This window comes from Burkholderia sp. THE68, from assembly GCF_009938265.1.
In the GTDB taxonomy this organism is placed as follows: domain Bacteria; phylum Pseudomonadota; class Gammaproteobacteria; order Burkholderiales; family Burkholderiaceae; genus Caballeronia.
The window spans coordinates 481,507-504,851 of sequence record NZ_AP022317.1; the positions used below are offsets into that span (position 1 = coordinate 481,507).

Sequence of the window (23,345 nt, forward strand, 5' to 3'; positions counted from 1 at the left end):
TCCGCGGCATCGGTGCCGGTTTCTTATCGCTGGAAGAAGGTAAAGCGGGAATGTCGACTATTTCATATTGTGTCGGTTCTTTCCTTCGACAGCGCTCGAAGCTGGCTCAGCAAGGCACGGTTCATCACGATTCCCGTACGCTCGCTGCGCGCTGCAATCTCCTGCCGGCGATAACCGGGCAATCGCACGTCCGGATCGGCCAGCATCAATTCGACGAGCGTCTCGATCCTGCGCTGATACAGCGTCGTGCCGGCGAGCGCTTCGGGATCGATCAGCCAGAAGAGATGGCCCACGCCCGAGCGCGGCCCGTCTTCCGTGAGAAACGAGCCGGCTTCCGCGCCGAATTGAGCGCCCGACAACGCCGCCGCGAGCAGTTCGACGACGAGCGCGAGCATCGCGCCCTTCGCGCCGCCGAATGGCAGCATCATGCCTTCGAGCGCCGCGTGCGCGCTGGTCGTGGGTTTCCCGTCCGCCGCGGTGGCCCATCCTTCGGGAATGGGCTGGTCGTCGCGCGCCGCGACCATGATCCGGCCGCGCGCGACTTGCGACATCGACAGATCGATCATGAGCGGCGCGGCATCGGCGCGCGGGAACACGGCGGCGATCGGGTTGGTGCCGAACAGCGGACGCGTTCCGCCCCACGCGGGCATCGCGCCCGGCGAGTTGCTGAACGCGAGTCCGACGAGGCCCGCGGCGCCGGCCGCTTCCAGGTGATACGCACCCGCGCCGAAGTGATGGCTGCGCGTGACGCTGGCCGCCGCCGTGCCGAAGGTCCGCGCGCGCGCGATGCCCGTCGAGATCGCCAGTTCGCATGCGCCGAAGGCGAGTCCGTCGCAGGCGTCGACGAGAAACGCCGCGCCCTTGTCGCGCACGATGCGCGGCACCGCGCCTGCATCGACGCGGCCGTTGCGCAACTGCGCGAGATACATGGGCAACCGGCTCACGCCGTGCGATGACAGGCCGCGCGCATCCGCATACACGAGCGCCTGCGCGGCCGCCTCAGCCGTTGCGGGCGTCGCGCCCGCTTCGAGCAAGGCCGCGCGGGCGAGCGCGTGCAGATCCTTCACCGGTATGGTGATGTCGTCATGTGCGCTCATTTGTGCATGTCCTGCGCGGGTTCGATCATCAAGCGCGCTTCTTCGTCGTTCGCGGCGCGCGGGTTCGCGAGCACCGCGCGTGCCGTGTCGACATCGAACACGCCTTCCCAGCGCGCGACGACCAGTGTCGCGACCGCGTTGCCGATCATGTTCACGAGCGCGCGAATCTCGTTGAGCACGCGATCGATGCCGATGATGAGCGTGATCCCCGCGACCGGAATGATGTTGTGCGACGACAGCGTGGCCGTCAGCGCAACCAGCGCCGCGCCCGCGACGCCCGCCCCGCCTTTCGATGTCACCAGCAAGATCGCGAGCAGGCCGAGCTGCTGCATCAGCGAGAGATGCGTGTTGGTCGCCTGCGCGATGAAGAGCGAGGTCATCGTCAGATAGATGGCGGCGCCGTCGAGGTTGAACGAATAGCCGGTCGGCAGCACGAGTCCGACGACCGATTTCGGGCAGCCCAGCCGTTCGAGCTTTTCCATCAGACGCGGCAGCACGGATTCGGTCGTCGACGTGCCGAGCACGATCAGCAGTTCCTCGCGCAGATAGCGTAAGAGCGGCCACAGCCCCACGCCGGCCCAGCGGCATGCGGTGCCGAGCACGAGCGCGACGAAGATGATGCTGGTCGCGTAGAAGCACAGAATCAGCAGGCCCAGTTGCTGCAAGGTCCCGATGCCGTACTTGCCGACCGTGAACGCGATCGCGCCGAACGCGCCGAGCGGTGCGAGCCGCATGATCATTTCGACGATACGCATCAACGCGTCGCCGAGCTGCTCGATGCACTGCGAGAGAAACTTGCTGCGCTCGGACATCAGCGACAGCGCCACCCCGAACAGTACCGAGAACAGCAGCACCTGAAGCAGATCGCCGCGCGCGAACGCGCCCACGACCGAGTTCGGCACGATCTCCTCGAGCATGCTCCTGTGCTCGGCGCTATGCACTTCGGTGACGAAATGCGAGACCGCGCCGGGATCGAGCGTCTTCGGATCGATGTCCAGACCCGCGCCGGGATGCATCACGTTCGCGACGATCATGCCGATCACGAGCGCGAGGGTCGTGACCACCTCGAAATAGAGAATCGTCTTGAAGCCGACGCGCCCGACCTGCTTCAGGCTCTCCATGCGAGCGATGCCGACCGACACCGTGCAGAAGATCAAGAGCGTGATGAGCATCTTGATGAGGCGGATGAACGTATCGCCGAGCGGCTTGAACTGCACGCCCAGCGCCGGCGCGAAATAGCCGACGAGAATGCCGGCTGCCAGGCCGATCAGGACCTGGACATAGAGATGCTTGAGCACGCGCAAGATGGTGTCTCCTCCACTCGCTGCTGCCAGATGACGACCGGGGCGCGATATCGGTCCGCGCCGCTTCTGGGACGGCTTGCGAACCGGCGCGCGCCGGATGGGGATCTCTCTCTGATTGCTCTTGCTTTCGATACTTCAGCGCGCGCGGCGCGACGAAGCCGCCGCACGCGCTGCCGCACGCGGGCTTACGCGCTCTCGAACAGACGCGTCAGCACGAACTCGCGGTGACCGAGCGTTTCCGCCGAGGTCCAGCGGCCATTCGCGGTGGCGAGCATGCATTCGAGCAGCTTGTCGCCGGTTTGATCGAGGTTCTGCTCGCGTTGCAGGATGCCGGAGACGTCCACGTCGATGTGCTCGCCCATCGTGCGTACCGTGCGCGGATTCGCGCAGATCTTGATCACCGGGACGATCGCGTTGCCGATCACGTTGCCCTGGCCGGTCGGGAAGAAGTGCACCGCGAAGCCCGAAGCCGCGCACAGCGTCACCATTTCCGCCGCGGCCGACGACGAGTCCATGAACCACAGGCCCGAATGCGTCGGCTCCTCGGCCTTGTCGAGCACGCCGTCGACCATGCACTTCTTGCCGATCTTCTGGATATTGCCGAGCGCCTTTTCCTCGATGGTCGTCAGGCCGCCGGCGATGTTGCCCTTGGTCGGTTGGGATTCCGAAAGATCGTCGGTCTTCCAGCGGTTGATCATGTCCTGATAGCGGTCGAACATGAACTGGAAGCGTTCGCGCACGCCGTCGTTCGCGCAGCGCGCGGCGACGATCTGTTCGCCGCCCGTGAGTTCCGAGGTCTCGCCGAAGACGAGCGTGTTGCCGAGGCCGTAAAGCTTGTCGAACGCGTTTCCGACGGTGGGATTCGCGCCGCAGCCCGAGGTCGTGTCCGATTCGCCGCACTTGGTCGAGACCCACAGTTCGCTGATCGGGCATTCCTCGCGCTCGAGCGTGGTCGCGTACTGCACCATTTCCTTGGCCGCTTTCGATGCGCGCATGATCGTGTCGTGATCGCCGTGCAACTCGATGCCGAAGCCCATCACCGGCTTGCCGGATTTCGCGATGCCGTCGACCACGCGCTTCGTCCACCCTTCCTCGATGCCGATCACCACGACCGCCGCGACGTTCGGATTGCTGCCCGCGCCGATCAGCGTGCGGAAATGCAGATCCAGGTCCGCGCCGAACTGCAGGCGGCCATACGGATGCGGAATGGCCATGGTGCCTTTGATGGCGCTTTCGACGGCCATCGCCGCCGCGTTGGACAGGTCGTCCACCGGCAGGATGATGACGTGGTTGCGAACGCCGACGCGGCCGTTCTCACGGCGATAACCACGAAAAGTAGTGTCCAGTTGAAGCACGCTCATGATGTCTCTCTCGATGTGGGGTGGAAGTAGCCGGCTGCGATGCAGGGCTTACCAGCGCTTCGTCTTGATGTTGTGCACGTGAGCGTGCTCGCCCGCCGTGATGGGCGCGACCACCTTGCCGATATCCACGCCGTACTTGAACACCGTGTCGCCTACCGACATATCCTTGAGCGCCACCTTGTGACCGATGGGAATGTCCTGTTTTGCCGCAACCGTGACGACTTCATCCTCGTCCATGATCCAGGCGTTCAATTGCGAGCCCGCCTTGATGCCCTCGACGACCGCCACGCCCACGGTGTCCTTCGCCTCGTGCAGCACGATATGGATCGTCCTGCGTTCGCCGCTTGCCGCCTGCTTCGTTGCACTGCCTGCTCCAGCCGCCGCGTAACTCATGTGCTCCTCCGTCATGGTTGGTCAATCGGCGAGGCCAAACGCGTCGCGCCTGCCGTTGAAATGAATACTAGGCCTGCATCTCATCCATGTCAACTAACTCATCTATATGTGTTACATCTTTTCGATGAACGGGTAGAATGAGCGCCATATAAAGCAGAGCGGAGGGAGGCGTGATGAGCACAGTCACCGCCATGCCGACCAGTCCTGGCGGCACGCGTTACAAGGAAGTCAAGGAAGCCATGCTTGCTGCGCTGACGGTGCAGGAATGGAAGGGCGGCGAAGTGATTCCGTCCGAGAAAAAGCTGGCGGAACGGTTCGGCGTGTCGATCGGCACGCTGAGGAAAGCCATCGACGAGTTGTGCGCCGAAAACATCCTGATCCGTCATCAGGGGCTCGGCACCTTCGTGGCGATGCATCGTCGCGACCGCCACTTTTTCCGCTACTTTCGCGTCACGCGGCGCGACGGCGAGCGCACCTATCCCGTCGTCACGCTGATCAACTTCCGCAGAGTGAAGGCGTCGCCGGCCATTGCGGCCAGGCTCGGCATCGATGATGGCGCGCGGCTATATTCCTTCGCGAACGCGCTCGCGCTCCATGAGAAGGTAATCATGATCGACCACATCATGCTGCCCGAGACGCTCTTTCCCGGACTCACCGAAAGCACGCTGCGCAGCCGCCAGGACACGCTCTACAACTTTTATCAGGACGCGTTCGGCATCAATGTGGCCGGCACCGACGAGCGTTTGCGCGTCGGGCGCGTGAGCGAATCGGAAAGCGCGATTTTGCAGCTCGATGCCGGAGCTGCGGTGATGGAGGTCGAACGCGTGGCTTACTCGATCAATCAGAAACCGGTCGAGTACCGGCTTACGCATATCAACACGGAAGAATACGATTTCGTGGCAAGCACGATGAAGAATGGCGCGATGACGTAGGCAGCGCGGCCGCCGGTCCGACCCACAACCACGGACAGGCGGCCTACACGCGCGGTGTCGTCATCGGGATGACGCACAAGTTCTAAACGGACGCGAGTCTGCTCAGCACATCCGCAAGCACTTTCGCGCCCGCGGCCAGATCGGACGACGACGTGAACTCGGTCTCGCAATGCGTGAGTCCGAGATGCGACGGCACGAAGATCATCGCCGACGGACACACGCCATGCAGATAGCGCGCGTCGTGGCCCGCGGTCGACAGGATGTCGCGATGCGCAAGCTCCAGCCGCGCCGCCGCAGCGCGGACGAGCGCACGCATCGGTTCGGGAAAGTCGAGTGACATCGCCGTCGACAGTTCCGTCACGCGCACCGCGCACACGCCCGCGTGCGCCTCGCAGATCGCCGCGATTCTGTCGCCCAGCGCCTGCAGGACATGCGAATCCGGATGACGCAGATCGATGGAGAAATCGACCGAACTCGGCACGACGGACGGCGCGCTCGGCTTCACGTCGAAACGCCCGACCGTGAATTTCACGATGTCTTCCCGGTCGTGCAAGGCGTCGGCCAGCGCCTGCACCATCGCGATGGCGGCGAGCAGCGCGTCCTTGCGTTCGGCGCGCGTCGAGGTGCCCGCGTGCGCCGCTTCGCCGTCCACGCGCACCTTGAAGGTGCGCTTGCCCTGAATGCCGGTGACGACGCCGATCGTCAATCCTTCGCGCTCCAGATGCGGACCCTGTTCGATATGCGCCTCGACATACGCCGACGCGCGTCCGCCAAGCGCGCGCGCGGGCACATCGCGCAGGCTGTCGCGAACGCTGGCGAGCGCGTTCCTCACGCTCACGTTGTCCGTGTCGACGACGGCGAGCACGGCGTCGAGTTCGCGAGCGCCCGCGAACACGGCGGAGCCCATCATGCCCGGCGCGAAACGCGAACCTTCTTCGTTCATCCACGCGACGACATCGATCGACACGCGCGGCTTCACGCCCGACGCGACGATCGCCTCGACCGCTTCGAAGGCGGCCAGCACGCCGTACACGCCATCGAACCGGCCGCCGGTCGGCTGGCTGTCCAGATGCGAGCCGGACAGCACGGGCGGCGCGTTCGTATCCGCGCCTTCGAGCCGCAGGAACAGGTTGCCGATCGCATCGACGGACGGCTTCAATCCGAGCGCCGCGCCCCACTGCACGAGCTGGCGCTGCGCCGCCGCGTCTTCCTTCGAGAGCGCCTGTCGATTGACGCCGCCCTTGTCCGTCGCGCCGATGCGCGCCATCGCGGCGAGCCTTTCCGTGAGCCGCTTTTCGTCGACGTACGCACTCGCGCTCATGATGTCTTCATGATCTGCGCGGGCACGGCGCGCGGGTCGCGCGGCAGCCAGCGGTTCTGCTCGACCATCGCGAGAAAATCGGCGACGTGCTGATTGAAGAGCGCCGGTTCTTCGAGATTCAACGTATGGCCGGTCTTCGGCATCACGACGAGTCCGCTCGCGGGCACCGTGCGCTTCAGGTAGATGCCCGGCTGGAGACAATGATCGTCCTCGTCTCCGACGACCACGAGCGTGGGGACCGTCATCGCTTTCAGCCGCGTTTCGAGATCGTAGATGGAAGGACGTCGCGCCTGCACGCCGCGCATGGTCAGCGCCGAGCCGCGCGCCGAATGTTCGCCGAGCATCGTCGCGAATTCGAGCCAGCCGCGCGGATCCTTCACCTGAAACGCAATGCGCGATGCCGCGAGCGAATACGTCTTCGCGAATTGCTCCGCGCCTTGCGCCTCGAACTGCTTCGCGACTTCGAGCGACACTTCGCGGAAGGTGTCTTCGAACTCCTTTTCCGCGCCGTAGCCCGCGCCCGCGACCACGAGCGAACGCGCGCGATCCGCGTAGTCGAGCCCGAAATGCAGCGTCGCGAAACCGCCCATCGACAGACCGACGATATGCGCGCGATCGATGTCCAGTGCATCGAGCACGTCGCGGATATCGCGCGCGGCGATGGCCTGCGAATACTGTTCGATATCGTCGGGCACGTCCGACGGCGCGTAGCCGCGCGCCGCGAACGCGATGCATCGATAGCGTCTGCTGAAGTAGCGCATCTGCGGTTCCCAACTGCGCAGATCGCCGCCAAATTCATGCACGAACACAACCGGCGTGCCAACGCCAGCTTCCTCGTAATACAGCTTCACATCATCCGATGTCGTCAGATACGGCATGTTCCGTCCTCGTCGGTATTCAGAATTGATTCGCAGGTTCCTTGATCGAACGCGCGCGCTCGACCATGGAAGGCAGCAGTTCGCAGAAGCGATCGGCCCACGCTTCCGGCACCGTCAGGCTCACCTTGACGAAGCGATGCCCGAACTGTTTCGTGTGGTAGGCGCCCTGCCGGATCATCACGCGCTCGCTTTGAAACGCTTCGACGAGCGCTTCCGGCGTGATGCCCGCGCCGATCGTCTCGACCACGAGCAGGTTCGCCTGCGAAGGAAACACCGGCACGCTCAGGCCTTCGACATTTTTCGCCGCTTCGACGACCGCCGCCTGGTTGCGGCGCTGACGCCGGTTGATCTCCGGAAACCATTCGTTCTTGGTGCGCAATCCGGCGATGGCCGCGCGCTGCGACAACACGTTGCTGCCGAGATTGTTCGGCGGCGCGGACGCGAAACGCTCGATCAGATCCGGATGCGCGATCACCGCGCCCAGACGCATGCCCGCGAGGCCGAGCCACTTCGAAAAGCTGTACGTGACGATGGTCTTCTCGGGATAGAAACGGTACGCGGGCGTGAAGTCATCGGCGAACTGGAAGTACGTTGCATCATGGATGAAGTACGCGCCGACCGAACGCGCGATCTCCGCGAATTCGCGGATCTCGTCTTCGGTATGACAGGTGCCGAGCGGATTGTTGGGATCGACGAGATAGATGACGCCCGTGTTCTCGTTCACCGCCGCGCGCAGTTGCGCGGGCGTGAGCTTGTAGTTCTGCTCGGGCGAATAGATCGGCAATTCGATGACGCGCGAACCGGCCCGCGCGGCGAACTGCATCGGCCACGCCCAGCTCGGATTCGTCGTGACGAAATCCTTGCCCGCTTCGCAGATGTTGCGGCACACGTTGTACAGCGCTTCGACGGCGCCGTCGGTGATCATCACCGATGCATCCGGCAGGCCGATGTCCTCGCGAATCAGTTGCCGCAGCGCTTCGAAACCGAGCGGCGGCGCGTACGCGTGATATTCGCCGCCGTCGAGTGCGTCGATCACGGCCTGACGCACGGCCGGATGCGGCTCGAAGTGATTGGTGTTCTGACCGAGCCACATCAGGCCTTCGCTGTTGCAAAGGCGGTCGAAATAGGCGTTGCGTTCTTCGAATCGACGCATGTTCGTGGTCTCCTCAGATGATCGAGCGGCGCGACGCGATGCCGCCGTCGATGGTGACGATCGTGCCCGTGATGTACGCCGCGCGCTCCGACGCGAGCCACACGATCAGATCGGCGACTTCCTCGGCCTGTGCCGCGCGCTTGCCGGGATACTTGTCGAAGAGTTCTTCCCAGCGGCTTTCGTCGCTGTACCAGTCGAGCGCGCGGCGCTTCATCAGCTTGACCATGCGATCGGTCGCGACCGGCCCCGGATTCACGCCAACCACGCGAATGCCGTCGTCCAGCGCCCAGCCGCCGATGGCGCGCGTGAAGGCCATCATCGCGGCATTGCCCGTCGAACCGATGATGTAGTTCGCGTCCCAGTTCTCGCCCGAGTTACCGATGTCGTTGACGATCACGCCGCTGCCGCGCCGCTTCATCGACGCATAGAGTTCGCGCGTCAAGGTCACGTAGGAAAAGATCTTCATGTCGAGGCTCGCGCGCCAGTCGGCGTCCGTCATCTTGTCGAGCGGGCCCGGGCTGGAATCGGCGGCGTTGTTGACGAGGATGTCGGCGTTTGCGCAGGCATGCGCCAGATCGATGGCGTTCTGCGTGACCGACAGATCCGTCGCATAGACGTGCACGCGCGTGCCGTGTTTCGTCGCGATTTCGTCCTGCGCGCGATGCAGCGCATCGGCGGAGCGCGCCGCCAGATGCAGTTCTTCGATGCCTTCGGCGGCGAACGCCCACGCCGTCGCCAGCCCGATGCCCTTCGACGCGCCGGTGATCAGCGCCGATTTGCCCTTGAAGTTCAGTTCCATGTATCGCTCCGTGTATTTATAAACGACGTGTACGAATACATAGACTAGCATGTAAAAATACAAAAGACGTCGATCAGGAATAAAAAAACGGCATGCGGGGCGGCATGCCGTTCTGTCTGTAGCGGGAAAGACCGCGTCGGATCAGCGATTCACGAGCTTCGCCGGAATCAGCAGGATCAGCGCTGCGCCGACGACCAGCACGCCTGCCGATACATACATCGCGATGACCGACGTATGCGTGAGATCGCGCAGCCAGCCGATCAGATAGGGGCTCACGAAGCCCGCCAGCCCGGCGAACGCGTTGATCGCCGCGATGCCCGCCGCCGCGCCGGTTCCCGCGAGGATCGCGGACGGCAACGCCCAGAACAGCGGGCCCGGCGTGAGCACGCCGGCCGCGGCGAGAGACAGGCCGACGAGCGCGAGCGGCACGTTCGAGCCCGACGACGCCGTGATCGCGTAGCCGAGCGCGCCGATCAGCATCGGCACGATCAGATGCCAGCGCCGCTCGCCGGTGCGGTCCGAATTGCGGCCGAACGAGACCATCGCAATCGCGCCGAACACGAACGGAATGGCCGACAGCATGCCGATCATCAGCACGCCGGAGACGCCCGACGCCTTGATGAGCGTCGGCATCCAGAACGTCAGGCCGTACTGGCCCATGATCACGCAGAAGTAGATGAGCGCCATCAGCAGCATGCGCGGATCGCGGAACACCTGACCGACCGTCTCCGAGATGCGCGTATGGCGGTGGTCCGGCGTGTCGAGCGCGTCGGTGATGATTTTGGCTTCCTCCCGCGTGAGCCAGCGCGCCTCGGACGGCTTGTTGTCGAGATAGAAGAACGCCGCGATGCCGAGCGCCAGCGACGGCAGCGCCTCGATCAGAAACAGCCAGCGCCAGCCGGGATGCCCGTGCGAGCCGTTGAACGCCTCCAGAATCCAGCCCGACAGCGGCCCGCCGATGATCCCGGCGAGCGGAATGCCGACCATGAAGATCGCGAGCACGTGCGAACGGCGGCGCGCCGGATACCACTGCATCAGATACAGCACGATGCCGGGATAGAAGCCCGCCTCCGCCGAACCGAGCAGAAAGCGCAGCACGTAGAACTGCGTCGGCGTCTGCACGAAGAAGAACGCGCCCGAGATGAGCGCCCAGGTCACCATGATCCGCGCGATCCACGCCTTCGCGCCCACGCGCTGCATCATCAGGTTGCTGGGCACCTCGAACAGGAAGTAGCCGATGAAAAACACGCCCGCGCCCAGTCCGTAGATGGTTTCGCTGAATTGCAGGTCGCTCAGCATCTGCAGTTTCGCAAAGCCAATGTTCACCCGGTCCAGATACGCCGCGACGTAGCAGAGAATCAGGAACGGGATGAGCCGCAGCGTGGCCTTGCGGTACACGCGGTCTTCGGTTTTCTGCGCTTGCCCTACGTCGTTCGCGGCATGCAGCGTGTCGCTCATCACCTGCTCCTTGTCTTTGGCGTCGGTCGTCATGTCAGAGGAATCGCCGCTCAATGTATTTCAAGTCGGCGTTCTTGTATCCAGATAATACCGATTCAAAATACGTTGCAAGGAGTTTTTCAAAAAATTGAGCGTGCGGGCGCGCGCCGGCGTGTGCCGGCGGCTTTCGTCGATGTCGGGAGGGTAAAGCGTGCCCTTATTCGGGCACGTCGGCGGGTTCGGGGAACAGGGCGATGAAGTCGAGCATCTGCTCGCCGAGCAGGTTGACGTGCGCGGACATCGCCTTGGCGGCGGCGTCGCCGTCGCCGCGCTCGATGGCGGCGATCACCTGTTCATGTTCGTCGACGGTATCGAGGCGGCGCCGCACCTTTTGCGTGACCATCTTCCGATAGATCGACACGCGGTTGCGCAGGCCGCGGGTCTGGTCCGCGAGAAAGTCGTTCTGGCTCGCTTCGTAGACGATTTCGTGAAAGCGGCGATTGATTTCGTAGAAGCTGTCGACCTGCTCGGCGTCGAGCGTGCCGCGCAGTTCGACCTGCGTTTCACGCAGCCGCGCGATTTGCTGCGGCGTCGCACGGCGCGCGGCCAGGCGCGCGCACAGTCCTTCTAGTTCCGCCATGACCTGGAACATTTCCAGCAGCTTGCGCGCGGACAGCGCGGCGACCATCGCGGGCTGGCGCGGGCGCATGGTGATGAGCGCTTCGGAGGCCAGTTGACGCAACGCCTCGCGTATCGGCGTGCGCGAGCATTCGAATCGCTCCGAAAGCTCGGTTTCCTCCAGCCGCGAACCGGGCGGCAAGCGTCCCGAAAGGATTTCGCTCTCAAGCGTCGTGAGAATCTCGTCCGCTCGCGTGGTCATGTGTATCTCCAGCCCCGATGCTTGTATTTTCACAGGCCATGATTGTCGCATGAGTCGCCGGAAGTTCGATTGATAACCATAGAACATCAATCGTTCGATAGTTTGCACTTATCGTCTCAGTCGTTTGCGGCGAACATGCATGAAAGATAAATCCGCGCGCACCGCGCATTCCAGGTTTTCGGAGACATTTCGATGCACCAATCCCCCCCTGCCCATTCGCCCGGGCAATCAAAGGCTGCCGCGGTATTTCGCGTGACGGCCGGCAATTTCCTCGAGCAGTTCGACTTCTTTCTGTTCGGCTTTTACGCCACCCAGATCGCCAACGTATTCTTTCCCGCCGCGAGCGAATTCGCTTCGCTGATGATGACCTTCGCGGTGTTCGGCGCGGGCTTTCTGATGCGCCCGCTCGGCGCGATCATCCTCGGCGCCTATATCGACGACGTGGGCCGCCGCAAGGGCCTCATCGTCACTCTGTCGATCATGGCGAGCGGCACCATTCTCATCGCGTTCGTGCCGGGCTATGCCAGCATCGGTCTGCTCGCGCCGGCGCTCGTGCTGATCGGACGGCTGCTGCAAGGTTTCTCGGCGGGCGCGGAACTGGGCGGCGTGTCGGTCTATCTCTCCGAGATGGCCACGCCCGGCCGCAAGGGCTTCTTCACGAGCTGGCAGTCCGCGAGCCAGCAGGTCGCGATCGTCGTGGCGGCGGCGCTCGGCTTCGCCCTGAATCAATGGCTGGACACGTCGGCCATCGCCGCGTGGGGATGGCGCGTGCCGTTCTTCGTCGGCTGCATGATCGTGCCGTTCATCTTCATGCTGCGCCGCAATCTGGAGGAAACGCAGGAATTCAAGGCGCGCCAGCATCGTCCGTCGATGAAGGAAGTCTTCGCCACGCTGATGCGCAACTGGGGAATCGTCGTCGCCGGCATGATGCTGGTCGCGATGACCACGACGAGCTTCTACCTCATCACCGTCTATGCGCCGACCTTCGGCAAGACGGTTCTGCATCTGAGCACGGCGGACAGTCTGCTCGTGACCCTGTGCGTCGGTGTGTCGAACTTCATCTGGCTGCCCATCGGCGGCGTGATCTCCGACCGCTTCGGGCGGCGTCCGCTGCTGCTCGGCATGACCGTGCTCGCCATCGCGACGGCGTATCCGGCGCTGTCGTTCCTCGCGCATGCGCCGAGCTTCATCAACATGCTGCTCGTGCTGCTGTGGCTCTCGTTCATGTACGGCATGTACAACGGCGCGATGGTCGTCGCGCTGACGGAAGTGATGCCGGCCGACGTGCGCGTCGCGGGCTTCTCGCTCGCCTACAGCCTGGCGACGGCGATCTTCGGCGGCTTCACGCCCGCCATCTCCACGGGCCTGATCCACTTTACCGGCGACAAGGCCGCGCCCGGCATCTGGATGAGCTTCGCCGCCGCATGCGCGCTGTGCGCCACGTTCGTGCTCTACCGGCGCCGCCCGGTGACACTGTCACCGGCTCACTGACCACGCAACCGCACATGTCCTCATCCATGAAGAATCTGCTTCTCAAGGTATGCGCGGCGGGGCTCGTCGCGGCTTCCGTAGCGTCGGCGGGCGTGCAGGCGGCCGAGTTGCACGTCATGAGCTCGGGTGGTTTCACCGCCGCGTACAGGCTGCTCGGTCCGAAATTCACCGCCGCGAGCGGCAACACGCTCGACACGGCGCTCGGCCCGTCGATGGGCAAATCGCCCGAGGCCATTCCCAACCGGCTCGAACGCGGCGAGCCCGCCGACGCCGTCATCATGGTCGGCTATGCGCTCGACGAGCTGATCAAGGCCGGCAAGGTCGTGCCTGGATCGCGCGTCGAACTGGCGGATTCGCGCATCGGCGTGGTCGTGCGCGATGGCGCGGCGAAGCCCGATGTCGGCTCGGTCGAAGGGCTGAAGGAGACGCTGCTGCGGGCGAAATCGGTCGCTTACTCGGACAGCGCGAGCGGCGTGTATATCGAGCGCGAGTTGTTCAAGCGGCTCGGTATCGAGGAGCAGATGAAGCAGAAGGCGAAGATGATCCCGCGCATTCCCGTCGCGTCCGTGGTGGCGAGCGGCGACTACGAAATCGGCTTTCAGCAGGTCAGCGAACTTCTGCCGGTGAAGGGCGCGACTTTCGTCGGCAAGATTCCGGAGTCGTTGCAATCGGTCACGCGTTTTGCCGCCGGCATTCCCGTCGGCGCGCAGCATCCGAAGGAGGCGAAAGCGCTGCTCGACTATCTCGCTTCACCCGAGGTTCAGCCGGAAGTGAAGGCGACCGGCCTCGATTCCGTCACGTCGCACTGACCCGCCACGCGGTCATTCGGTGGCCGCGTCGGCATTACGCGCGACGCCGGCATGCAGCATCGACTTGAAGCGCGTGCGGTCGCACGCGCCTTCCCACATCGACACGAAGATCACCGCGCACGCGTTGCTGATGACGCTCGTCAACGCGCGCGCCTCCGACATGAAGCGGTCGATGCCCACCAGCAGCGCCACGCCGGCAACGGGCAGGTCGGGAATCACCGTCAAGGTCGCGACGAGCGCCACCAGTCCGCTTCCGGAGACGCCCGCCGCCCCTTTCGACGTGATCAGCATGACGGCGAGCATCGTCGCGATCTGCGCGGCCGAGAGCTGCACGTCGCACGCCTGCGCGATGAACACGGACGCGAGCGTCAGATAGATCGCGGTGCCGTCGAGATTGAACGAATAGCCCGCGGGCAGCACGAGCCCGACGATGCCCCTGTCGCAGCCGAGCGCCTCCAGCTTGCCGATCAGGCGCGGCAGGACCGGTTCCGTGGATGACGTCGCAAGGACGATCACGAGTTCCTCGCGCAGATAGCGCAACAGACGCCAGAGCGGGAAGCCGTGAAGCCGCGCGAGCGGCGCGAGCACCAGCATGACGAACAGGATGCATGCCACGTAGAACGACGCCATCAGCATGCCCAGCGAACCGACCGAGCGGATGCCGAAGCGCCCCACCGTAAAGGCCATCGCGCCGAATGCGCCGACCGGCGCGAGCCGCATGATCATCGCGAGGATGCGAAAGAGCGCGTGCGCGATGCCGTCGATGAACGCCAGCACCGGCTTGCCTGCGCGCGGTTGCAAGTTCAACGCGAAGCCGAAGAGCAGCGAGAGCAGGAGAACCGGTAGCACTTCGCCTTTTTCGAAGGCGCCGAGCATCGTCTCCGGGATGATGCCGAGCGCGAACTCGACGAGCCCGTGCGGCTGCGAGCGTTTGACGTACTGCGAGAGGATGCCCGTATCGAGATGACGCACGTCGATATGCATGCCCGCGCCGGGATGCAGTACGTAGGCGGTCGCGAGCCCGAGCACCAGCGCAACCGCCGTCAGGAAGTAGAAGAGCGCGAGCGCCTTCAGGATCGTTCGTCCGATGGCCGCGCCGCTCGCCAGCGACGTGATACCCGAGACGATCGTGCAGAAGACGATCGGCCCGATCATCATCCGCACCAGCGCGACGAACGCGTCGCTGACCGGCTTGAGCAGCGCGCCCGTCTGCGGCCAGATATGGCCGAGCGCCATGCCGAGCACCATCCCCAGCAGGACTTGCACGTAAAGCAGCCGGAACGGCCAGGGCAGGCTCACGATGCGTCACCGTCGCCGCTCTCGCCCTTGCCGGCGCCGCTGCGCTTCATCTCCATGATCTCGCGGTAGAACTGCTGCGCCGCAGGCGTAAGCGCTCTGCCGCGCCGCCGCACGATGCCCACGCGCCGGCGCACCACCGGATCGACCAGAGGCACGCTCGTCAGGACCGGATGATCGCGTCCGGGCATGGCCATCGACGGCACCGCCGCGACGCCGAGTCCCGCTTCGATGAGGCCGAGCATCGTCGTGACGTGGCGCGTTTCGCACACGCTCGGCGCGCGAGGCGCGACGGCCGCAAGCGCCTGATCGAGCAGGAGACGATTGCCGGACGTCTTGTCGACGGATACGTACTCGTGCTCATAAAGCTCGTTCCAGGTGACGCGCTTCTTGCGCGCGAGCGGATGGTCGCGCCGGCACGCGGCGACGAATCGTTCCTGCAACAGCACCTTGAATTCGATCTCGGATTCCTGCGTGCCGAGAAAGCTCACGCCGAAATCCGCCTCGCCGCTCATGACGGTGCTGAGCACCTCGTTGGCGCTGGAGTCCAGCAGCTTGACCCGGATGCGCGGATAGCGGCGATGGTAGCTCGCGACCACGTTGGGCAGAAAGTAATAGGCGACCGACGGCACGCACGCGATGGTCACATGACCCAGGCGGCTCGACGATACATCGCGGATGCCGAGCAGCGCGACATCGAGATCGTCGAGCAGTTGCTCGGCGCTCGGCGCGAACACGCGGCCGACGGTGGTGAGCGTCACACTGCGCGTAGTGCGGTCGAAGAGGCGCACGCCGAGCGCATCCTCCAGCTTTTCGATCCGGCGGCTCAACGCGGGCTGGGAGATGTTGACCGCATCCGCGGCCTTGCGAAAGCTCCCCAGCTCGACGACGGCCCGAAACGCCTGCAAATCATTTAGATCGAAATTAACGCCCACGAGGCGCTCCTTGCCATTACCGATTGAACCGGCGTATTTTGCATGAGTTTGCGGCTCGCTACGGAGGCACCATGAAGAACCTCTACGAAAGTTGGCAAGAGCAGATCCAGCAGGATCTGAATGCACGCGTCAAGGCGCACCAGCATGCGGTGCGGCAGGCGCAAGCGCAGCGCGCTCAGACCGGCGCACCCGCGCCGCTCATCCTGCTCGGCGATGGCGATTCCTGGTTCGACTACCCGCTGCCCGATCCGCTTCACGCCACCGACGTGCTCGAAGCCCTGCGCGCCGCGGGCACGCCCACGCCGATGATCCTCAAGCTCGCGCACTACAGCGACGCGACCACGACGCTGCTCGGCGTGACCAAGCGCAACCGTCTCATCGACCAGTTGAAGGACCCGGCCAACGGACCGATCGACGCGTTGCTGTTTTCCGGCGGCGGCAACGACGTGGTCGGCGACCAGTTCCGTTTCTGGCTCAACGACGCGAGCGCGGTCGGCAACGATCCCGCACGGGGCGTCGACGATCAGCGGCTCGCGCATATCTTCGGCGTGGTCGAAAGCGCCTATCTCGATCTGATCCGCATCCGCGATCAGTTCGCGCCCGACGCGCCGATCTTCGTGCACGCCTACGATTTCGCGCTTCCCACCGGCGTGTCGGCCTGCCATCTCGCGGGGCCGTGGCTGCGTCCCTCGCTCGTCGACCGGGGCTGGCCCGACTTTGCGCCGGGCGCGCTGATCGTCAAGACGATTCTCGTCGAATTCCGCGCGATGCTGCAGCGGCTCGCGAGCGTCCCCGCCCACGACATGGTGTTGGTCGAGACGCAGGGCACGCTCGACGCGCGCGACTGGGCCAACGAACTGCACCCGACCGGCGCTGGCTTCGCGGCCATCGCCGCCCGCTTCAGGGCCGCGCTCGCCACGCGTTTCGCGCACCGCATATGAGTGCGGCGAGCGTGCCGCATCACGCCATCGACGCCAGTGTTCTGGGCTGCGTCAGCATCGCGGGGTGAAGGATTTCGTCGAGTTGCGACTGACTCAGCAGCCCTTTCTCGATCACGATCTGCGCGACGCTCCTGCCGGACGCGAGCGCTTCCTTCGCGACTTCCGTCGAGTGCGTGTAGCCGATGTACGGATTGAGCGCCGTCACGATGCCGATCGAGCTCTCGATGATCGCGCGCAGCCGCTCGCGGTTCGCGGTGATACCGTCGACGCATTTCGAGGCGAGCGTGAGGCATCCTGCCCGCAGGTGCGCGACGCTCTTGAACAGACTATGCGCGATGATCGGCTCGAACGCGTTGAGCTGAAGCTGACCCGCTTCGGCGGCGAAACTCACGGTCACATCGTTGCCGATGACTTCGAACGCGATCTGGTTGACGACCTCCGGAATCACCGGGTTCACCTTGCCCGGCATGATGCTGGAGCCGGCCTGCACGGGCGGCAGGTTGATTTCGCCGAGACCCGCGCGCGGCCCGCTCGAAAGCAGGCGAAGATCGTTGCAGGTTTTCGAGAGTTTGATCGCGACGCGCTTCAGCACGCCCGAAAGCTGCACGAATGCGCCGACATCCTGAGTCGCTTCGACGAGATTCGGCGACGTCGTGAGCGCGATGCCGGTCACGTCGCTCAAGTGCCGGCATGCGAGGCGCGCGTAGTCCGGATGCGTGTTGATGCCTGTGCCGATCGCGGTCGCGCCCAGATTGATTTCGCAAATCAGCCCGGCCGCTTCCATGAGCCGCGCTTCGTCTTCGCCGAGCATCACCGCGAAGGTGCTGAACTCCTGGCCGAGCGTCATCGGCACCGCGTCCTGAAGCTGCGTGCGGCCCATTTTGAGGTCGCTGGCGAATTCCTGCGCCTTGCGTTCGAACGACGCGCGCAGCACGGCCATCGCCTCGACGAGTTGCACGATGCCCGCGTAGGTGGCGATCTTCAGCGCGGTCGGATAGACGTCGTTGGTGCTCTGGCCGAGATTCACGTCTTCGTTCGGGTGAAGCACGCCATATTCGCCGCGCTGATGCCCGAGATGTTCGAGCGCGAGATTGGCGATGACCTCGTTCGCGTTCATGTTGGTCGACGTGCCCGCGCCGCCCTGAATGACATCGACGACGAAATGCTCGTGCGCCGTGCCCGAGCGTACTTGTCTGCACGCCTGCACGATGGCCTGCATCTTCACTTCGCTCAGCAGCCCGAGGTCGTGATTCGCGAGCGCCGCGGCTTCCTTCACGCTCGCCAGTGCGTTGACGAGATTCGGATAGACGGAGATGGGAATGCCCGTGATCGGGAAATTCTCCAGCGCGCGCAGCGTATGCACGCCGTAGTACGCGGTGGCGGGCACGGCGAGATCGCCGAGAAGGTCGTGTTCGATACGTTCAGTTATGTTAAGCATCTGTTTCTCTCAGGTTCTGGATGATTCGATCGGGCAGATCGGCTAGTTGACTCGGTTGACTTCCAGAGGCGGCGACTCGGCCGCCGAAGTCGCATACGCGACGCACTGTTTCGCGAGCACGTCAGTGGGATCGACTGCGCGCACGCGCGCGCCGTTCGCGCCGAAGACATGCGTCTCGCGCAGCAGAAGCGGCAATTCCGTGCAGCCGAGAATGACCACCTCGACGCCCTCGGCGATGAGACCGTCGATCGCGGCGGCGATATCTTTCTGACACTGCCCGGTCGTGAAGCCGGCTTTCACGCCCTCCTTGCCGTAGATCGCGTCCATCACGCGCGCCTGCAACGCGGGACCGGGCACGACCTGCCGCAAGCCTTGCGACGCGAGCGCCTGTTCGTAGACGCCGCTTGCGATCGTGCCGGACGTCGCGAGCAAACCCACCGAGCGCAGCGACGGGAACGACTCGCGCAGATAGCGCACCGTCACCGTCAGCATGTTCACGATCGGTATGCCGAGATACGGCTGGATGCGCTCTACATACGCGTGCGCCGTATTGCATGGAATCGCGATGAGATCCGCCCCGCCCGTTTCGAGCTTCTTGCAGGTCGCATAGAGCGAGACGGTCGGATCGGGTCCGTCGCCGATCAGGTTCTCCGTGCGGTCCGGTATCTGCGGGTTCTGCTCGACGAGCAGCTTGATGTGATCCTGATCGCGTTTCGCAGGCGTGGCGCGCACGACCTTGTGAATCAAATCGACCGTGGCCGCCGGCCCGACGCCGCCCACCACGCCGACCTTGAAGATCGTTGCGGGCGAGTCGTACTGGCCGGACACGACATACTGCGCGTAAGCGAGATTCGAATCGACGAGCGGAACACGGAACCTGCCCAGCTCGTCGGCCACGAGGGCGATCTCGGTGAGTCCCGGCACGATCACATTGGCGCCCTGCGCGATGAGGTCCTCGCATGCCGCGCGCAACAGCTCGACCGGACGGCCACGCAGATTGCCGCTCTTGACGCCATCGGCGCCATAGATGGCTTCGGTGACGAGATCGACGCCGTCGCTCATGCGCGGATGGATCAGCTCGAACTCGGGCGCGGCGAAATACTTTTCGAACAACTGCCTGCGACGCGTATAGCCGGACGCGAGCACGCCTACACGGCGCACCGTCGGAAACTTTCTGCGCACGTGGCTGCGCACCGCGTCGAGCATGTCGACGATCTCCAGCGGCGAATTCGCCTTCAGTTCGTCGATGAACGTGTGGCTGAGAAAGCACGGCAGCACCACTGTCGTGACGCCACGCTTCTCGAAGTTGCCGATCAGATCGAAGATGAACAGCTTGCGCTGCGTCAGCGTCTCGCTCTCGGCACCGGCGCTGCGGAACGGCTGCTGCTCGAAGATCGCGTCGAAGTGCTCGGCATCGCGCGTGGCGGGTGTCGATTTGATCAGCTTGAAGAATACGTCCGCGCTCGCGAGCGGACCGAGTCCGCCCACCACGCCGAATTTGCGCGTGAGCGCGGTGTCCGTGCCGTTCATTTCGTCTCGCCTTCCATCTGACCGAACGAAGGCGCGCCCATCACCGCGCGGCGTTCCTGCCGTGCGGCGCGCTTGCCTTCCCACTTCGCGATGGCCGCCGTTGCGATGCTGTTGCCGATCACGTTGGTCGCAGTGCGCCCCATGTCGAGAATCTGGTCGATCGCGAGCACGAGCACGACGCCCGATGGCGGCAGATGAAACATCGGCGCCACGGCCGCGACGACCACCACCGAGCCGCGCGCCACCCCGGCCATGCCCTTGCTGCTCACCATGAGCACGAGCAGCATCACGATCTGCGTGCCGATCGGCATGTCGATGCCGAACGCCTGGGCGATGAAGATCGCCGCGAACGCCTGATACATCATCGAGCCGTCGAGATTGAACGCGTATCCGAGCGGCAGCGTGAAGCCCACCACTTTCTTGTCGACGCCGAATTCCTCCAGCTTCTCGGTCAGACGCGGATACGCGGCTTCGCTGCTGGCGGTGGAGAACGCGAGCATCGCAGGCTCGCGGATCGACTTGAGCAGGGCCCAGACCGGCTTGCCGAGGAACGCGTAACCGGCGAGGATCAGCGCGCCCCACAACAGCGCGAGTCCGACATAGAAACTCGCGACGAGCTTGCCGTAGGTGGTGAGCACATCGAGTCCGTGCACCGTGATCGCCGATGCGAGCGCGCCGAACACGCCGATGGGCGCGAGCCGCATCACGTAGTCGGTCAGCTTCAGCATCGCGGGCACGAGCCCTTCCACGCCGGCGATCAGGGGAGCCACGCGCGGGTCCGACTTGATCACGCTCAGAACGATGCCGAACATCACGGAGAACACGAGAATCTGCAGAATGTCGTTGCGCGCCATCGCATCGATCACGCTCGTGGGAAACGCGTGTGTCACGAAGTCCTTGAAGTTCAGACCGGACGTGTTGAGGCCGGTGGCGACGTCGGCGCTCGTCTGCGTCATGTGCAGGCCCGCGCCCGGTTGCAGCAGGTTCGCGAGCACGAGTCCGAGCGCAAGCGAAAAGAGCGACGCGCACACGAACCACGCGATCGAGCGCAAGCCGATGCGGCGCACATCGCTCGTGCCTTCCATGCCGGCGAGACCCGATACGAGCGTCGCGAAGACTAGCGGCGCGATGATCATCTTCACCAGCCGCAGAAAGATATCCGTGACGATGGAAAAGTATCCGGCGATGACCTTGGCCTGCGCGGCATCCGCCGCCGTGCGATGACAGACGTAACCGACAGCCACGCCGAGCACCATGCCGGCGAGGATATAGAGGGTGAGGCGATTCTTCATGTGTCTCCGTCCTGGGATGACGCACGAACGGTCGGTCGCGACCATCGTGCGTTCTGAATGGCTGGCGCGTCGAAGTTCGATACGCCGCTTTTTTGTGTCAGGACGGAATCTTAGGGAAGGCAGAAAAAACGTGAATGCCAGTGCTGCATATGGCTATGCAAGTTTCGCATAACGTCGGATGACGTTATCCGGCCGCGCCGGGCGAGGCGTGAAGATGCCGCCAGATGGTGTCGAGCAATTCGCTGCGATTGGTGAGATCGCGGTACACGCGCAACTCGAGCGCCAGTTGCCATTCGGACTGGCCGGCGGCAACGAGTTCGCCGGCATCGAGTTCGGCCGCGATCGAGCTTTTCGGCAGCCACGCCACGCCCTCGCCTTCGAGAACGAGTTTCTTCACGACTTCGGCCATATCGGATTCGTAATGCAGGCGTAATGCGGGCGATGCGTTCGCTTGCTCCATCAAAGACGCGAAGCAGCGCCCGAAATAACTCGTCTCCGTATAGGCGATGTACGGCATCGGACGATCTTTCGCGCCCGGCAGACGGTAGGTTGGCGCGAGCCGCTGATTGGGCTTGCAGACCGGCATGAACGTATCGACGCCGACGGTCACGTACTCGTACTTCTGCGGGTCGAGATGCAGCGGCAGGCGCGGATGGTGATACGCGAACATCAACTCGCAATTGCCATTGACGAGCATGAGAATCGAATCGTGCACATTCGCCGGAATCACTCGCGCGCGCACTTCGCCGGCCTGCTTCGAGAGCGTTCGGAGCCAGGCGGGCAAGAAGTTGAGCGCGATGGTATGGCCCGCTGCGATCTGCAGGCTCGTGCCCGCAATGCGCTGCTCGGTGCGAATGATGGCGCGCGTATCGAAGAGCTTGTCGAGAATGTCTTCGGCGGCGTCGCGAAACAGTTGGCCCGCTGGTGTGAGGGTCGGCGGAAAGCCGCTGCGATCGACCAGATCGGCGCCTACCCATTGTTCGAGCGACTGGATGCGCCGGCTGAATCCGGATTGCGTGACGTTGCGAAACTCGGCCGCACGCGAGAAGCTTTGATAGCGGGCGAGCGCGATGAAGTCCTCGATCCACTTGATTTCCATGAGCCATCCGTGTGCGAACGGCGGCGAATGGGCTCGCCGCCACGAGCCGGAAATTCTACGCTTGCTTGCGGCGCGCAATGTCCTTCACGCCAGCGGCTCGCAAATTGTGCCGATCGGCATATCAACAGACATTTTCTCTGGTAACCGATCCGGTCGTCGTTACCGCATTTCCGCTTCCTTCAGTGATGAGTTTCGAATTGCGAAGCCATCGGCGTGAGCGATGCCATAAAATGGGTTCGGCTGTGGCCGCGTCAAGGGTCGCCGACCAGCGCCGGGTTGTTCCGCCGCCGCTCCTCAAGAAGTGGTCAAGTAAGGAAGGGTTATGGACAGTCCAATCACCATCGCCGGCACGCCGATGGACGCCTATCACGTGTGCGCGTTTTTCAATAGCCGCGATGAGGAATACGACGCGCTCAATCCGTTCTACAAACAGGCGGTCGAGAACGGAGAGAAGAACTTCCACATCGTCGATCCCGCGAATCTTGCCGACCACGAGGCCCGGCTGGAGACCGCCGGCATCGACGTAGAAGAATGCGAGGCGTGCGGACAACTGGAAGTCATCACATGGCCCGAAGCTTATCTGGATGACGAAGGCAGGTTCAACAAGGATCGCATGCTCGCACTGGTAGACCGGCTCACCGGTTCCGGACGCGACAAGGGATTCACCCGGCTTCGCATCATGGGAAACATGGACTGGGCGTTTGGAGAAACCCCGAACGCGCCGGAACTCATCGCGTACGAAGCCGAAGTCAACGAGATCATCGAACGCAACCGTCAGCCCGCCGTGTGCGTCTACGATATGGCCAAACTTTCAGGCGCCATGCTCATGGATGTCTTGCGCACTCATCCGCTCACGCTCATCAATGGAATCGTCCAGGAGAATCCGTTCTTTATCCGGCCATCGGAGATGATCAAGGAACTGGAATCGCGCAAAAGACAGGCGGAGGCCTGATTTGCCC

At 63.9% G+C, this 23,345-nt stretch carries 22 protein-coding genes; 6 read left to right on the forward strand and 16 right to left on the reverse strand.

Annotated features, from left to right (window positions below):
* Positions 1-62 precede the first annotated feature (62 nt).
* From BTHE68_RS23490 to BTHE68_RS23505, 4 genes are all read right to left on the reverse strand, one after another.
* The gene (locus BTHE68_RS23490; protein ID WP_162068697.1) at positions 63-1,097 is read right to left on the reverse strand and encodes an Ldh family oxidoreductase; all 1,035 of its coding nucleotides are present in this window, start codon (positions 1,095-1,097) and stop codon (positions 63-65) included.
* Entirely contained in the window at positions 1,094-2,401 is a 1,308-nt protein-coding gene (dctA, locus tag BTHE68_RS23495; protein ID WP_162068698.1) for a C4-dicarboxylate transporter DctA, read from the reverse strand. The genes BTHE68_RS23490 and dctA (BTHE68_RS23495) overlap by 4 nt, the downstream gene beginning before the upstream one ends.
* A gap of 185 nt (positions 2,402-2,586) precedes the next feature.
* On the reverse strand, positions 2,587-3,762 hold the full coding sequence (locus tag BTHE68_RS23500) for a UxaA family hydrolase (protein ID WP_061179400.1): 1,176 nt from the start codon (positions 3,760-3,762) through the stop codon (positions 2,587-2,589).
* A gap of 48 nt (positions 3,763-3,810) precedes the next feature.
* Positions 3,811-4,080 (reverse strand): UxaA family hydrolase, encoded by a 270-nt coding sequence (locus BTHE68_RS23505; RefSeq protein ID WP_162069163.1) that lies wholly within the window; start codon positions 4,078-4,080, stop codon positions 3,811-3,813.
* 248 nt (positions 4,081-4,328) lie between these two features.
* Between BTHE68_RS23505 and BTHE68_RS23510 the strand changes: the two genes are divergently transcribed.
* Positions 4,329-5,087: a GntR family transcriptional regulator gene (locus BTHE68_RS23510; protein ID WP_162068699.1), complete on the forward strand. Its 759-nt coding sequence runs from the start codon at positions 4,329-4,331 to the stop codon at positions 5,085-5,087.
* An 82-nt stretch (positions 5,088-5,169) separates the two neighbouring features.
* On the opposite strand, the gene BTHE68_RS23515 is transcribed toward BTHE68_RS23510, so the two are convergent.
* The 6 genes from BTHE68_RS23515 to BTHE68_RS23540 form a co-directional block, all read right to left on the reverse strand.
* Complete coding sequence (locus BTHE68_RS23515; protein ID WP_162068700.1) at positions 5,170-6,408, reverse strand: M20 family metallo-hydrolase; 1,239 nt, start codon at positions 6,406-6,408, stop codon at positions 5,170-5,172.
* The gene (locus BTHE68_RS23520) at positions 6,405-7,286 is read right to left on the reverse strand and encodes an alpha/beta fold hydrolase (RefSeq protein ID WP_162068701.1); all 882 of its coding nucleotides are present in this window, start codon (positions 7,284-7,286) and stop codon (positions 6,405-6,407) included. The genes BTHE68_RS23515 and BTHE68_RS23520 overlap by 4 nt, the downstream gene beginning before the upstream one ends.
* A gap of 19 nt (positions 7,287-7,305) precedes the next feature.
* Entirely contained in the window at positions 7,306-8,439 is a 1,134-nt protein-coding gene (locus BTHE68_RS23525) for a pyridoxal phosphate-dependent aminotransferase (RefSeq protein WP_061179411.1), read from the reverse strand.
* 13 nt (positions 8,440-8,452) lie between these two features.
* A complete protein-coding gene (locus BTHE68_RS23530; RefSeq protein WP_162068702.1) occupies positions 8,453-9,238 on the reverse strand; it encodes a short-chain dehydrogenase/reductase in 786 nt (261 codons plus the stop codon).
* A 141-nt stretch (positions 9,239-9,379) separates the two neighbouring features.
* Positions 9,380-10,696: an MFS transporter gene (locus tag BTHE68_RS23535; RefSeq protein WP_162069164.1), complete on the reverse strand. Its 1,317-nt coding sequence runs from the start codon at positions 10,694-10,696 to the stop codon at positions 9,380-9,382.
* 196 nt (positions 10,697-10,892) lie between these two features.
* Positions 10,893-11,555 carry a GntR family transcriptional regulator gene (locus tag BTHE68_RS23540; protein WP_162068703.1) on the reverse strand — a complete coding sequence of 221 codons (663 nt, stop codon included), beginning with the start codon at positions 11,553-11,555 and terminating at the stop codon, positions 10,893-10,895.
* A gap of 192 nt (positions 11,556-11,747) precedes the next feature.
* Between BTHE68_RS23540 and BTHE68_RS23545 the strand changes: the two genes are divergently transcribed.
* Positions 11,748-13,046 carry an MFS transporter gene (locus BTHE68_RS23545; RefSeq protein WP_162068704.1) on the forward strand — a complete coding sequence of 433 codons (1,299 nt, stop codon included), beginning with the start codon at positions 11,748-11,750 and terminating at the stop codon, positions 13,044-13,046.
* A 26-nt stretch (positions 13,047-13,072) separates the two neighbouring features.
* Positions 13,073-13,855, forward strand: coding sequence for a substrate-binding domain-containing protein (locus BTHE68_RS23550; RefSeq protein ID WP_162069165.1), 783 nt, complete (start codon positions 13,073-13,075; stop codon positions 13,853-13,855).
* Positions 13,856-13,867: 12 nt separating this feature from the next.
* On the opposite strand, the gene dctA (BTHE68_RS23555) is transcribed toward BTHE68_RS23550, so the two are convergent.
* Together dctA (BTHE68_RS23555) and BTHE68_RS23560 are read right to left on the reverse strand one after the other, a co-directional pair.
* Positions 13,868-15,103, reverse strand: a complete 1,236-nt coding sequence (gene dctA, locus BTHE68_RS23555; RefSeq protein WP_502710608.1) for a C4-dicarboxylate transporter DctA — start codon at positions 15,101-15,103, stop codon at positions 13,868-13,870.
* Positions 15,104-15,150: 47 nt separating this feature from the next.
* Entirely contained in the window at positions 15,151-16,086 is a 936-nt protein-coding gene (locus tag BTHE68_RS23560) for a LysR family transcriptional regulator (protein WP_162068706.1), read from the reverse strand.
* A 71-nt stretch (positions 16,087-16,157) separates the two neighbouring features.
* Here BTHE68_RS23560 and BTHE68_RS23565 point away from each other — a divergent pair, with 71 nt between their 5' ends.
* Entirely contained in the window at positions 16,158-17,027 is an 870-nt protein-coding gene (locus tag BTHE68_RS23565) for an SGNH/GDSL hydrolase family protein (RefSeq protein WP_162068707.1), read from the forward strand.
* Between the two features lie 19 nt (positions 17,028-17,046).
* Here the strand turns inward: BTHE68_RS23565 and aspA are convergent, their stop codons facing one another.
* The 4 genes from aspA to BTHE68_RS23585 form a co-directional block, all read right to left on the reverse strand.
* Complete coding sequence (aspA, locus tag BTHE68_RS23570; RefSeq protein ID WP_162068708.1) at positions 17,047-18,465, reverse strand: aspartate ammonia-lyase; 1,419 nt, start codon at positions 18,463-18,465, stop codon at positions 17,047-17,049.
* A 42-nt stretch (positions 18,466-18,507) separates the two neighbouring features.
* Complete coding sequence (cuyB, locus tag BTHE68_RS23575) at positions 18,508-19,995, reverse strand: cysteate racemase (protein ID WP_162068709.1); 1,488 nt, start codon at positions 19,993-19,995, stop codon at positions 18,508-18,510.
* On the reverse strand, positions 19,992-21,287 hold the full coding sequence (locus BTHE68_RS23580; protein ID WP_162068710.1) for a dicarboxylate/amino acid:cation symporter: 1,296 nt from the start codon (positions 21,285-21,287) through the stop codon (positions 19,992-19,994). Before BTHE68_RS23580 ends, cuyB begins: the two co-directional genes overlap by 4 nt.
* Positions 21,288-21,471: 184 nt before the next feature.
* Entirely contained in the window at positions 21,472-22,386 is a 915-nt protein-coding gene (locus BTHE68_RS23585) for a LysR substrate-binding domain-containing protein (protein WP_162068711.1), read from the reverse strand.
* Here BTHE68_RS23585 and BTHE68_RS23590 point away from each other — a divergent pair.
* A complete protein-coding gene (locus tag BTHE68_RS23590; protein WP_162068712.1) occupies positions 22,358-22,603 on the forward strand; it encodes a hypothetical protein in 246 nt (81 codons plus the stop codon). The genes BTHE68_RS23585 and BTHE68_RS23590 overlap by 29 nt on opposite strands.
* A gap of 138 nt (positions 22,604-22,741) precedes the next feature.
* The gene (locus BTHE68_RS23595) at positions 22,742-23,338 is read left to right on the forward strand and encodes an MEDS domain-containing protein (protein ID WP_232078095.1); all 597 of its coding nucleotides are present in this window, start codon (positions 22,742-22,744) and stop codon (positions 23,336-23,338) included.
* Positions 23,339-23,345 lie beyond the last annotated feature (7 nt).